The 12,652-nt window shown below is 75.9% G+C and carries 10 protein-coding genes and 1 pseudogene; 1 reads left to right on the top strand and 10 read right to left on the bottom strand.

The features are described from left to right. The 5 genes and pseudogenes from ACI8AP_RS20305 to ACI8AP_RS20285 form a co-directional block, all read right to left on the bottom strand. A pseudogene (locus ACI8AP_RS20305) lies at positions 1 to 514 on the bottom strand (hypothetical protein); the annotation flags it as partial. Between the two features lie 214 nt (positions 515 to 728). Continuing rightward, positions 729 to 1,829 (bottom strand): SRPBCC domain-containing protein, encoded by a 1,101-nt coding sequence (locus ACI8AP_RS20300; RefSeq protein ID WP_456591180.1) that lies wholly within the window; start codon positions 1,827 to 1,829, stop codon positions 729 to 731. 94 nt (positions 1,830 to 1,923) lie between these two features. Beyond that, the gene (locus ACI8AP_RS20295) at positions 1,924 to 2,781 is read right to left on the bottom strand and encodes an FAD binding domain-containing protein (RefSeq protein WP_456591179.1); all 858 of its coding nucleotides are present in this window, start codon (positions 2,779 to 2,781) and stop codon (positions 1,924 to 1,926) included. Next, positions 2,778 to 5,246 carry a xanthine dehydrogenase family protein molybdopterin-binding subunit gene (locus ACI8AP_RS20290; protein WP_456591178.1) on the bottom strand — a complete coding sequence of 823 codons (2,469 nt, stop codon included), beginning with the start codon at positions 5,244 to 5,246 and terminating at the stop codon, positions 2,778 to 2,780. The genes ACI8AP_RS20295 and ACI8AP_RS20290 overlap by 4 nt, the downstream gene beginning before the upstream one ends. After that, a complete protein-coding gene (locus tag ACI8AP_RS20285; protein ID WP_456591177.1) occupies positions 5,243 to 5,779 on the bottom strand; it encodes a (2Fe-2S)-binding protein in 537 nt (178 codons plus the stop codon). The genes ACI8AP_RS20290 and ACI8AP_RS20285 overlap by 4 nt, the downstream gene beginning before the upstream one ends. Before the next feature lie 371 nt (positions 5,780 to 6,150). On the opposite strand from ACI8AP_RS20285, the gene ACI8AP_RS20280 reads away from it, so the two are divergent. Continuing rightward, complete coding sequence (locus ACI8AP_RS20280) at positions 6,151 to 6,594, top strand: hypothetical protein (protein ID WP_456591176.1); 444 nt, start codon at positions 6,151 to 6,153, stop codon at positions 6,592 to 6,594. Here the strand turns inward: ACI8AP_RS20280 and ACI8AP_RS20275 are convergent. The 5 genes from ACI8AP_RS20275 to ACI8AP_RS20255 all read right to left on the bottom strand — a co-directional run bounded on the left by ACI8AP_RS20275 (position 6,516) and on the right by ACI8AP_RS20255 (position 12,611). Then, on the bottom strand, positions 6,516 to 7,832 hold the full coding sequence (locus ACI8AP_RS20275) for an MFS transporter (RefSeq protein ID WP_456591175.1): 1,317 nt from the start codon (positions 7,830 to 7,832) through the stop codon (positions 6,516 to 6,518). The genes ACI8AP_RS20280 and ACI8AP_RS20275 overlap by 79 nt on opposite strands. Before the next feature lie 49 nt (positions 7,833 to 7,881). Next, positions 7,882 to 9,198, bottom strand: coding sequence for a GAF domain-containing protein (locus ACI8AP_RS20270; RefSeq protein ID WP_456591174.1), 1,317 nt, complete (start codon positions 9,196 to 9,198; stop codon positions 7,882 to 7,884). Positions 9,199 to 9,278: 80 nt separating this feature from the next. Then, positions 9,279 to 10,544 carry a multidrug effflux MFS transporter gene (locus tag ACI8AP_RS20265; protein WP_456591173.1) on the bottom strand — a complete coding sequence of 422 codons (1,266 nt, stop codon included), beginning with the start codon at positions 10,542 to 10,544 and terminating at the stop codon, positions 9,279 to 9,281. A 106-nt stretch (positions 10,545 to 10,650) separates the two neighbouring features. Continuing rightward, complete coding sequence (gene mftF, locus ACI8AP_RS20260; RefSeq protein WP_456591172.1) at positions 10,651 to 12,060, bottom strand: mycofactocin biosynthesis glycosyltransferase MftF; 1,410 nt, start codon at positions 12,058 to 12,060, stop codon at positions 10,651 to 10,653. Beyond that, on the bottom strand, positions 12,057 to 12,611 hold the full coding sequence (locus ACI8AP_RS20255) for a cysteine hydrolase family protein (protein WP_456591171.1): 555 nt from the start codon (positions 12,609 to 12,611) through the stop codon (positions 12,057 to 12,059). The genes mftF and ACI8AP_RS20255 overlap by 4 nt, the downstream gene beginning before the upstream one ends. Positions 12,612 to 12,652: the final 41 nt, after the last annotated feature.

Raw genomic sequence — 12,652 nt, 5'->3', positions numbered from 1 at the left:
TGGCGGCGATCACGCCCGGGTCGGTCTCCCGCCCGGTGACGGCGACCTCCGCGGCCATCGCCCGGGCACGGGGCCAGTCCAGCCGCCCCAGCCGCAGCCGTGTGTACGTCGCGGGCAGCAGCGTGGTCAGCACCTCGGCGTGCTCCAGCTGCGTCACCGCCGCCGTGCGGCTGCAGTTCTGCACCGCGGCCAGCTCATCGGGCACGAACTCACTCGCCCCGGCCGGGCCGACCTGTCCGGCGCGCTCGCCGCCGGGCAGCGGATCGGCCGGAGCCGGGCGCGCTGCGGCCAGGTCCATCACCAGCTCCGCCCGCAGCGCCGCCAACTGCGCCTCCGCGGCCACGATCTGCCCCAGCAGCTCCGCCGCCTCCGCCGCACCCCGCCGGGCCGGCAACCACGCGCTCAACGGTTCACCCAACCGCGGCAACGGATCAGGGTCGGCCAGCTCCCACTCCGACGGCGGGCTCACCGGCATCACGGTCACCCCGACCGCGAACCCGACACCCGACGACATACCCGCAGGTTAAGCGGGGGGTACGACAGTTTCCGCAGGCGAGAGCCCGGCGACCAAATCACGGCTGCCCGTCCAGGCGCCGAGGCAGGGCTGAGCGGAACCGGGGCAGCGGCTCGGGTCGTGCCGCACCGAGGGATCGACCGACGCGGCGCCGCCGCCCGGAGGTCATGCCCCGGACCCGGAACCCGGAACGTGACGGACCGGTCCGACGGCCTCAGCGACGACGGCGGCGCCGTACGACGAGGGCGACGACCAGCACCAGCGCGGCGACCCCGGCAGCCGGGGCGGCGTAGCGGGACAACGCGGCCCCTCCGGCCACCTCCAGCAGGTCGATCGGCTCCGGCTCGGACTGCGCCGGACGCGGTCGCTCCGCCGGGGCGGCGTCAGGCACGCTCCGTAGCGGCGCACCCGTGGCCGGGCGCCCGGGCGGAGCGGTGTTGCCGGTGGGCGGCCCGCTGGGCGCCTTGCCCGCCGGCGCGGTGTCGGCGGCCTTCTCGGCGGTCACCTTGGCCGCGGTCTCCTTGGCCGGGGTCTCCGTGGTCGCCGTCTCCTTGCCCGCGACCGCCTTCTTCGCCGGCGCGGCCTTGGCGGGCGCCGCCTTCGCGGCGGCCTTCTTGGCCGGGGCCGCCTTCTTCGCCGGGGGCTCCTCGGCCGCGGCGCTGACCTTGTCGGTCGCCGACGCGGCCGCCTTCTTGGTGGCAGCGGCGGCCTTCTTGGCCGCCGTCCCCTCGCCGGCGGCCTGTTCCGCCGAAGCGGCCACCTCCTCGACCACGCCGGTGGCCGTCGCCGCCGCCTTCGCCGCCGGGCCGGCATCCGCCGCCGGGCCGGCCTCCGCCGACGCGGCCGCGCGGTCGGCGTCGCCCTGCGCGTCGCCCTCACCGAGCTGGGCGGCGAGCTTGTCGGCGAACTGCCCCAGCAGCTTGTTGCCGACGTCGGTCATCACGCCGCGCCCGAACTGGGCCGGACGCCCGGTGATGTTCAGGTCGGTGAGCACGTCGACCCGCGTGACCGAGCCCTCCGCGCGGAGGTTGGCGGTGACCACCGCCGCCGCCGTCCCGTTGCCCCGCTGGTCCTTGCCCCGGGCGTCGATGACCGCCCGGTGCGCGGCCTCGTCCTTCTCGATGAACGACGCCTTCCCCTGGTAGGTCAGGTTGATCGGCCCGAGCTTGACCTTCACCCGCCCGGTGAAGTCGTCACCGTCGACGGAGTCCAGCGCCGCGCCGGGCATGCACGGGGCGATCCGCTCGATGTCGAGCAGCACCCGCCAGGCCTCGTCGACGGGCACCGGGACGGTGAACGAGTTCTCCAGCTGCACGGGTCAACCTCCGGGTGACGGACTGGCACGGCCCCCTTGCAGGGACCCGGCGCGAGCCTGCGAGTGCTGGGGGGCAAGGGGGTCCTTCGACAAGCTACAGCCCCGCGGCGGCCGTCACCGCCCGGCGCGTGAGGACGGTCGCCAGGTGCTGCCGGTAGTCCGCCTGCGCGTTGAGGTCGCTGCTCGGCTCGGTCCCCTCGGCGGCGCGGGCGGACGCCGCGGCGATCGCCTCGGGCGTCGCCTCGGCCCCGGACAGCGCGGCCTCCACCGCGCCGGCCCGCAGCGGCGTCGGGCCCATGTTGGTCAGCCCGATCCGCGCCTCGGCGATGTGCCCGTCCTCGCGGCGCACCGCGGCGGCCACCGCGACGATCGACCAGGCCTGCGCCACGCGGTTGAACTTCTCGTACCGCATGCCCCACTGGCCGGCGAGCTTCGGCACCCGCACCTCCACCAGGAGCTCGCCCTCCTCGACGGCGGTGGTGAGGTAGTCGACGAAGAAGTCGGCGGCACCGACGGTCCGGCGCCCCCCGGGCCCGGCGATCACGAACTCGGCGTCGAGCGCCAGCGCCACGGACGGCAGGTCCCCGGCCGGGTCGGCGTGCACGAGGGCCCCGCCGAAGGTGCCCCGGTGGCGCACCTGCCGGTCGGCCACCGTGCCGGTGGCCTCGGCGATCAGCGGGACGTGCTGCGCGATCAGCGGGTCGGCGAGGACGTCGGAGTGGGTGGTCATCGCGCCGATGACGATCGCGTCGCCGTCGTCCCGCACCCCCCGCAGCTCGGCGACCCGCCCCAGGTCGACGACGGTCTCCGGCGCGGCCAGCCGCAGCCGCATGACGGGGATGAGCGACTGCCCGCCGGCGAGGATCTTCACGTCCTCCCCGCCGGAGGCGATGGCCTCCAGCGCCTCGTCGACGCTGGTCGGACGCGCGTACTCGAACGGCGCGGGGATCACTGGGCACCTCCGGAGGTGGACGGGGCGTCGGTGGAGTCGACGGCCTGCGCGTTCGTCCGGGCCGATGCCCGGTCGCCGCCGTCGCCTCCGGCGTGGATGGCCCGCCAGACCCGTTCGGGGGTCAGCGGCATCCGGATGTCCTGCACGCCCAGGTGCCGGACGGCGTCCAACGCGGCGTTGACCACCGCGGGCGTCGAGGCGATGCAGCCGGCCTCCCCCACGCCCTTGGCGCCGATCGGGTTGCCCGGCGCTGTGTGCACCGTGTTGCCGGTGTCGAAGTGCGGCAGGTCCGATGCCGCGGGCACCAGGTAGTCGACGAAGGTGCCGGTGGTGAGGTTGCCGTCGGCGTCGTAGACGGCCTCCTCGTACAGCGCCTGGGCGATCCCCTGCGCCAGCCCGCCGTGCACCTGCCCCTCGACGATCAGCGGGTTCACGATCGTGCCGACGTCGTCGACGCAGGCGTACTTGCGGATCTTCACGAACCCGGTCTCGGTGTCGACCTCCATGGCGCACAGGTGCGTGCCGTGGGGGAAGGAGAAGTTCTCCGGGTCGAACGTCGCCTCGGCGTCGATCGAGGGCTCGATCCCCTCCGGGTAGTCGTGCGCAGCGAAGATCGCCAGCGCGATCTCCTGGATGCCGAGCCCGGTGCCCGGCGTCCCCCGCACGGAGAACTTCCCGCCCTCGAAGTCGAGGTCGTCCTCGCTGGCCTCCAGGAGGTGCGCGGCGATCTTGCGGGCCTTGGCGATCACCTTGTCCGCCGCCTTGACCACCGCCGAGCCGCCGACCACCAGCGACCGGGAGCCGTAGGTGTCCAGCCCGCGGGAGGCGATCGCGGTGTCCCCGTGCAGCACCTCGACGTCCTCGAACGGCACGCCGAGGGAGTCGGCGACCAGCTGGCTCCACGCCGTCTCGTGGCCCTGGCCGTGCGGCGTCGAGCCGGTGACGACCTCGACCTTGCCGGTGGGCAGCATGCGGATCGCCGCGTGCTCCCAGCCGCCGGCGCCGAAGGAGAGCGAGCCGAGCACCCGGGAGGGGGCCAGTCCGCACATCTCGGTGAAGGTGGAGATGCCGATGCCCAGCTGCACCGGGTCGTTCGACTCCCGCCGCCGCTGCTGCTCGGCGCGCAGCTCGTCGTACCCGAGCAGCTCCAGCGCCTGTTGCGTCGCGGTTTCGTAGTCACCGCTGTCGTACGCCAGCCCGGCCACCGTCGTGAACGGGAACTCCTCGGCCTTGATCCAGTTCTTGCGGCGCAGCTCGAGGGGGTCCATGCCGAGCTCGACGGCGAGCTCGTCCATGATCCGCTCGATCGCGAACGTGGCCTCCGGGCGACCGGCGCCGCGGTAGGCGTCGGTGGGCACCTTGTTGGTGAACACCCCGTCGCACTCGAACCGGTAGGCCGGGAACTTGTAGATGCCCGGGAACATGAAGGCGCCCAGGGCCGGAACACCGGGAGTGATCAGCCGCAGGTAGGCGCCCATGTCGGCGAGCAGCCGCACGCGCAGGCCCTTGAGGTTGCCCTCGCGGTCGGCGGCGACGTCGACGTACTGGATCTGGTCGCGCCCGTGGTGCGCCGTCATCAGCGACTCGCTGCGGGTCTCGGTCCACTTGACCGGCTTGCCCAGGCGCCGGGCGATCAGCAGGCAGAGGATCTCCTCCGGGTTGACCTGCAGCTTCCCGCCGAACCCGCCGCCGACGTCGGGGGCGACCACCCGCAGCTTGTGCTCGGGGATGCCGGTGACCATCGCCGCCATGACCCGCAGGATGTGCGGGATCTGGGTGGCCGACCACATCGTGTAGTTGTCGCCCTGCGGCTGCACGACGACCGAGCGCGGCTCCATGAACGCCGGGATCAGCCGCTGCTGGATCAGCCGCCGGCTGACGACGACGTCGGCGTCGGCGAACGCCTGCTCGGTGTCCGCGCCGGTGCCCATCTCGCCGGCGTCGAAGACGAAGTGGTAGCTGGTGTTGGACTCCAGGTGGTCGTGGACCAGGTCCGCGCCGTCCTTCACCGCCTCCTCCATGTCCAGTACCACCGGCAGCGGCTCGTAGTCGATGTCCGCGAGCTCGACGGCGTCCTGCGCCGCGGTCTTGCTGCGCGCCACGATCACCGCGACCGCCTCGCCGACGTGGTTGACCTGGTCGACGGCGATCGACGGGTGCCCGGGGTTGACCATGTCCGGGGTGACCGGCCAGGCGCAGGGCAGCGAGCCCTGCTCCTCGGCGAGGTCCTGACCCGTGTAGACGGCGATGACGCCGGGCGCCTCCCGGACGGCGCTGACGTCGACGTTCGTGATCCGCGCGTGCGCTACGGGTGAGCGCACGACCGCGAGGTGCAGCATCCCCGGCAGCACCATGTTGTCGGTCCAGGTGGTCTCGCCGGTGATCAGCCGGGCGTCCTCCTTGCGGCGGCGCGCCTTGCCGATCTCGGGGGACGGGGCGCCGGTGCGCTCCTCCACGGCGGTCATGCCTGCCCCACCACGTGCGGCGCGGCGGCGGTGTCGACCGCCGCGGGCGAGACGGAGCCGCTGCCGGCGCCACGCAGCTCACCGGCGGCCTGCTGCACGGCGCGGACGATGTTCTGGTAGCCGGTGCAGCGGCAGAGGTTGCCCTCGATGCCCTCCCGCACCTCGTCCTCGCTCGGGTCGGGGTTGTCCTGGAGCAGGTCGATCGAGGCCATGATCATCCCGGGGGTGCAGTAGCCGCACTGGAGCCCGTGCATCTCGTGGAAGGCCTTCTGCACCGGGTGCAGCTCGCCGTCGCGGGCGACGCCCTCGATGGTGGTCACCTCGGCACCGTCGGCCTGGACCGCCAGCACGGTGCAGCTCTTCACGGCCTCGCCGTCCAGGTGGACGGTGCAGGCACCGCAGTTGCTGGTGTCGCAACCGACCACGGTCCCGACCTTGCCGAGCTGCTCGCGCAGGTAGTGCACGAGCAGTGTCCGGGGTTCGACGTCGTCCTGGTAGGACGTCCCGTCCACCCGCACGCTGATCCGGGTCATCAGTCCTCCGCCTCGTTGCAGGGGTCCCTCGTTGCAGACCGCGCCCACGGTCGACCGTGGACCTGCCGCGGAGTCTGACCCGAAAGGAGTGACTTTGGCCACGCTTAACTGCACGCGAGCCTGCCCGGATCCGCCGGTGGGAGACGGAGTCCCCCGGAAAGACCAGGATTTCCGGGCGCTCCGGTGGTGGACGGCCGCGGCACCGCCGGCGGGACAACGTTGCGTCCCCGTTGCAGCTCACCGCGCGCGGCACGGCCGTCCGGAGCAGGAAGGGGGCGGCAGGCGTGGTGCCGGGACCCGGGTCTACCTAGTCTCGGCCGATGATGCCGGTGACCGCGCGCTCCCGGGAGCGGTGACCCGTGGGATCCGTGGTGCCGCTCCGGCCGCAGCCCTGGTTCGCCCGTCGCCGACGGCGGTCGTTCCTGCGGACGGCGCGGCTCGACGCGGTGGGCTGGGGCGCCCTCCTCGGGGCCTGCTCCGCCGCTGCGGCGGCGTCCGTGCCGGTGCTGCGGCCGACGGGGTGGCCGCTACCGGCCCGGGCCGGTGCGGGTCCCGCGGCGGTGGTGACCGCCCTGGTGGTGCTCGACCGCCGGAAGTGGCGGGCCATGGAGACCGGGTTCTCGTTCACCGACGACCCGGCGCTGACCGCCGCGGTGGTCGACCGGCTGGTCGCCGACGGGCTCCCCGCCCGCCTGGACCAGGGCCCGGGGAGGCCGGGGATCCGGTACGCGAACCGCTACGGCCGGCGGATCGAGACCGCGCTCGGGGCACTGCTGTCCCCGCGGACCGACGAGTCCCAGGGCGCGGAGGCGTAGGCATCCGCGGAACGGGCCCCCGCGCCCGGCGCGTCCCGGCCCGCCCGCTCACGGCGGCGGAGGACGGCGGAGATCGCGAGCGGGATCAGCCCGGCGGCCGCCAGCCCGGCGCCGACGGCGCTGGGCGCCCGGTAGCCGAGGCCCGCGGCGATGACGAGCCCGCCGGCCCAGGCGCCTAGGGCGTTGGCCATGTTCAGGGCCGAGTGGTTGAGGGCGGCCCCGAGCATCTGCGCCTCCCCCGCGGTCTCCATCAACCGCAACTGCAGCAGGATCGCCAGGGTCGAGCCGCTGACCGAGACCAGGAAGACACCGGCCACCAGGCCGGGCACCCAGGACGCGACCGCGGCGACCACGGCGAGCAGCACCATCAGGGCCACCAGGGCGCCGACGAGCGAACGGAAGAGCGACCAGTCGCCCAGCCGCCCGGCCAGCGCCGTCCCGATGATCCCGCCGATCCCGTACACCAGCAGGACCACGGGCAGGGTGCCCCGGGAGAGGCCCGCGACGTCGGTGACGACCGGGGCGATGTAGCTGTAGAGCGCGAACATGCCGCCGAAGCCGACGACGCCGACCCCCAGGGTGAGCAGCACCTGCGGCCGGCGCAGCGCACCCAGCTCGCCCCGCACCGTCGCGTCGGGCCGCCCCGGTGACGGCGGGACGACGACGAGCACGGCCGCCACCGTGGCCGCGGCCAGGACGACCACCAGCCAGTACGACGCCCGCCAGCCGGCCGCCTGCCCCAGCCAGGTCGCGGCCGGGACGCCGGCGACCAGCGCGACGGCCAGGCCGAGCATCACCGAGCTGACCGCGCGGCCGCGGAGCCGCGGCGCGACCAGCGACGCGGCGACCAGCGAGGCCACGCCGAAGTAGGCGCCGTGCGGCAGGCCGGCGAGGAACCGGGCGCCCAGCAGCGTCGGGTAGCCCGGCGCCAGGGCGGTGAGCACGTTGCCGACCAGCAGGGCACCCATCAGGCCGACCAGCAGCGCGCGCCGGGGCAGGCGGGCGCTCATCGCCGCGATCACCGGGGCGCCGACCACGACGCCGAGGGCGTAGGCGGAGATGACGTGGCCGGCCGAGGGGATGTCGACGCCCACGCCCTCGGCGATGTCGGGCAGCAGGCCCATGGTCACGAACTCGGTGGTGCCGATCGCGAACCCGCCGAGCGCCAGCGCCACGATGGCCACGACGACCCGGACGGGGCTCAGGGGTGGTCGGTCGACGAAGGGTGCTGCGGTCACGCCAGCTGCGAAGTCGTGAGCAGCCCTCAGCATTCCCGCGCCGGGCGGGTCAGCGCGTGCGACCGGCCAGCCGCAGGCGGTGCAGGTGCGCCGTCACCGCCGCCCGGCGGGGCGAGCCCGCCGGGAGGACCTCGCACAGCGCCTGCCAGACCCCGGCGTCCTCCCGCACCTCGGGCAGCTGGGCGAGGCGCAGCAGCTGGTCGGGGCGGCGCCCGGTGAGCACCGCCCGGCGGAGCACCGCCAGCAGTCGGTCGCGGGCCTGCCGCACCCCCGGCGCCTGGGAGCCGGGCAGCACCGGCCCCGCGTAGTGCTCCAGCGCGGCACCGACCTCCCCGCGCGCGACGAGCCGGCGCACCTGCTCCACGTCGGTGTGCAGCCGGCCGACCAGGCGGTAGGGGCGGGACGCGAGCAGCTCGCTGCCCACCAGGCGGCGCAGCCGCGACAGCTCCGCCCGCACCGTGACGGTCGCCGCGGATCCGGCGTGCACCTCGTCGGCGAGCTGGGCGGCGTCCCGGCCCTGCCCCGAGGCGGCCGCCTCGGCCAGCAGGAACAGCAGCTCCGAGTGGCGGACAGACAGCTCCAGCGGTCCGCCGGGCAGCAGCAGCCGGGCCCGCTCCCGGCCGAGCACCTCCAGGCGCGCCGCCGCCGGTGCGGGCGCCCCGGTGGCCGGGCCGGCGGCGAGCCGCTCCCGGTTCAGCCAGCGCAGCTCCGACTCGACGGCGGCCACCGTCGCGCGGACGAGGGTGAGCACGTGCGGGCTGGCCACGTGGTCGCCGCCGGTGACGTCGATGACGCCGAGCAGCGCACCGGTTGCCGGGTCGTGCACCGGCGCGGCCGAGCAGCTCCAGGGCTGCACCGAGCGCCGGAAGTGCTCGCTGCCGTAGATCTGCACGGCGGAGTCGACAGCCAGCGCCGTCCCGGGCGCGTTCGTGCCGGCCACCTCCTCCGACCAGCGGGCGCCCGCCACGAAGTTCACGCCCTCGGCCTGCGCCCGCAGCCGGTGGTCGCCCTCCACCCAGAGCATCCGCCCCGCGGCGTCGGTGACCGCCACGATCATCCGGTCGGCCTCGGCGTCCTGCACCAGCAGCCGGCGGATCACCGGCAGCACCGGCGCCAGCGGGTGGGCCGCCCGGTAGGCGAGCAGGTCGGCGTCCAGCAGCTCCACGGGGGGCAGCCCGCCGTCGGGGTCCACGCCGCTGCCGAGGGAGCGCCGCCACGAGTCGCGGACGACCGGGCGGACGGCGTCGTCGACGGGCAGCGCACCGGCGGTGACCAGGCGTTCGTGCGCCGCGCGCAACCGGCGCGTGCGGGCGGCCGACGGCGACCCGTCGGGCAGCGCCAGCCACGGGTTGACGGCGGTGGTCACCGGCCGCGCCACGGGGAGTCGCTCATCTCCCGGTCATCGTGGCCGCTGCCGGCGGTTTCCACCAGAGCGGCCGGCGCGGGTCAGTGCGCCGGGGCCGCCGCCGCATCCCCGGCCGGCAGCTGCCACGGCCGGACGACGGCGGCCAGCACGACGATCGCCAGGACCAGCGCCGTGACGACGACGAGGCCGATCGCCACCGCGTCGTTGCCCAGGAGGCCGACGACCGGGGAGACCGCCGCGCCGACGCCGAACTGGATGGCGCCCAACAGGGCCGCCGCGCTCCCGGCCGCCTCGCCGTGCCGGGACAGCGCCAGCGCCGGGGCGTTGGGCAGCGCGAGCCCGCACGCGAACAGCACCGCCCACAGCGCCCCGGTGACGGCGACCAGGCCACCGGTCCCCGTGCCGGCCAGCCCGACCAGCGCGGCGCCGGCGAGCGCGCCGGCCACGGTGCCGGCCACGAGGAGCGTCTGCGGCGACCAGCGGCGCAGCAGCAGCGGGTTGAGCTGGGTGGCGGCGATCAGCCAGAACGCGCCGGCGCCGAACAGCAGCCCGAACTGCTGCTCGCCGAGCCCGAACTGGTCCTGGTAGACGAACGCGGAGCCGGAGACGTAGCTGAACAGCCCGGCCATCGTGAGGCCGGCGACCAGCACCAGCCCGACGTAGACGCGGTCGCGCAGCAGGCCGCGGTAGACCCGCAGCGTCCCGAGCACCCCGGCGCTGCTCCGCCGCGCGGGCGGCAGGGTCTCCCGCAGCGTCGCCCACCCGACGACCAGCAGCAGCAGGCCGTAAGCCGCCAGCACGCCGAACACCCCGCGCCAGGTGGTGAAGCGCAGGATCTCCCCGCCGATGGTGGGCGCCAGCACCGGCGCGGCGCCGAGCACCAGGAACAGCCGGGAGAGCATCGTCGCCGCGGCGCGGCCGTCGTAGAGGTCGCGCACCACGGCGAGGGCGATGACCGCGCCGGAGGCGGCGCCCACGCCCTGCAGCACCCGCAGCGCGCCGAGGACGGCGATGGTCGGCGCGACGAGCACGAGCAGCGAGGCGACGACGTGCAGCGCGGTGCCGGCCAGCAGCGGCCCGCGGCGGCCGTACGCGTCCGACAGCGGGCCGAGCACCAGCTGACCGAGCGCCAGGCCGATCAGCGTGCCGGTGAGGGTCAGCTGCACGGTCGCCGAGGTGGTGAGCAGGTCACTGGTGATGCTGGGCAGCGCCGGCAGGTACATGTCGATGGTCAGCGGGCCGAGGGCGACGAAGGCGCCGAGCGTCAGCGCGGTGCGGGCGGCGCCCGGTCGCGCGGGCGCATCGGGGGTCGCCTGCGGCTGGGGGCGGTCCTGGGTGGTGGTCACGGGTTTCCCGTCGATCGGTGCTGAGCGGGACCCACGCTGGTCGAACCGCAGTACGACGCCGTGCAAGGCGCGAGGGCCGCCGCGCATTCCGCGGCCGGGCGGGTCGTCAGCGGGGTGGGCGCGTCGGCAGCAGGGGCCGGACGTCGCGGGCCCGCACGGCCCCGGCCCACAGGCCCGCCCCGTAGGCGAGGTCGTCGAGCCGCCGGGCCAGGAGGTGACGGACCGTTCCGACCCGGCCCCGGTGCGGCGCCCAGGCCAGCAGCCCGTCGGCGAGCGCCGCCGCCAGCACGGCCCTGCGCACGCGCCGGGAGGCGATCGCCCCGGCGGCGGCCACCGGCCAGTGGTGCCGGGTGGCCGCGCGGGTCAGCGCCCGGCCCGACGCGGCGAGGCCGCGCACCACGAGGCCGGTGGCGAGCACGGCCGGGGCGGCCTCCCCCGGCCGGGCCAGCCGGCGCGCGAGCCGGGCCGCGGTGACCCCCAGCACGGCGACCCCGGCCGCCCGCCCCCACCGACCACCGGCGAGCAGCAGCGCCCAGGTGAGCGCCGTCTCCGGCGCGATCACCAGGGGCGACACCGCCGACCCGTGCCGCGCGGCCAGCAGGGCGGCGCCGGTGCCGTAGAAGGCGCGCCGCCGCAGCCAGTCTGCGGTGCGCGCCGGGTGCTCGTGCGCGACCTCGGCCGCCGGTACGTACCGCACCCGCCAGCCCGCCGCGGTCAGCCGCCAGACCAGGTCGACGTCCTCGGCGACCCGCATCGCCTCGTCGAAGCCCGGGCCCAGGGCCGACCGGCGCACCAGCAGCGCCGCGCTCGGCAGGTAGGACACCGCCGACAGCGGCCGCACCGCCGCCGGCTCCGGGCCCATGTCCAGCGCGCCGGCGACGTCCTCGTAGGGGCTCGTCCACCCGCGTGCCGCGCCCGCCAGCGGCACGATCCGGGGGCCCACCACGGCCAGCCGGGGATCGGCCAGGTGCGGCCGCAGCCGGCCCAGCCAGCCCGGGAGGGGGACGCAGTCGGAGTCGAGGAACGCGACCAGCTCGGTGCCTGCCGCGGCCAGGCCGGCGTTGCGGGCAGCCGCCGGGCCCCGGGACACCTCGTACCGGAGGACGCGGACGCCGTCGGGAGCGGTGACCGGCACCGCCGAGCCGTCGTCGACGACGACCACGGGCACAGCCGCCGTCCGCGGATCGGCGCGCAGCGCGGCGAGCAGCCGGCTAAGCCCGGCCGGTCGGTCCTTCACCGGGACGACGACGGTCACGTCCGCCCCGCCGGCGTCCGGCGGCGGCTCCGGGTGGGCGAGGCCGGCGTCGAGGAGCCGCGCGGCCAGGGCGGCACCGGTCGCGTCGCCGACCACCAGGCGGTCGGCGGCCAGCAGCCCCGCCGCGCGCGGGGACAGCCGGATCAGCCGCAGCGGGGAACCCCCGAGCAGGGTCGCGCCGCCGTCGCGCCGGCGGGTGCGCGGGTCGAGCCGCACGGCGAACCCGTCGGGCAGCCGGCGCTCCGGCGGGGCGGGGATCATCCCTGCGCCAGGACCTCGTCCGTCGTGGCGAAGGAGACCAGGGGGGCGTAGCCGGCCATCACCTGCAGGGCCCGCTCGTGCTCCTGGTCGCCCGCCCCGGCGCACGCGTCGGTGACCACGCGGACGTGCACCCCCGCGTCGGCCGCCGGGAGCACGGTGGAGATGACGCAGCAGTCGGTGGCCACCCCGGCGACGGTGAGCGGCCCCTCGCCGACCACCTCGGCCAGCCGCGGCCCCCACTTGCCGAACGTGGTGGCGTCCACGACCGGGGCGCCGCCCGGGTCCTCGACGAGCTGGTAGCACCGCGCGTCGGGGGGCTGCAGCGCGAAGTCGTACTGCGCGTAGTACTCCTTCCAGGCCCCCACCGGCTCCGCGGGCGCCACGAACCGGGTCCAGACCACCCGCTCGCCGAACGCCTCGACCAGCCGGCGGACGCGCGGGCGGATCTCCTCGAACCGCGGCGCGGTCCACGGCGAGTCCTGCTCGCCGAAGACGTGCTGCAGGTCGATCACGACCAGCCAGCCCTCGCGGCCCTCGATCGCCCCGCTCATGCCCGGCCCTCCTCGCGCGTCGGTGCCCTCGGCTCCCGCCG

This window comes from Blastococcus sp. SYSU DS1021, assembly GCF_054050995.1.
The sequence above is the reverse complement of the archived record's forward strand: the minus strand, read 5'-3'. Positions and strand labels throughout refer to the sequence as shown.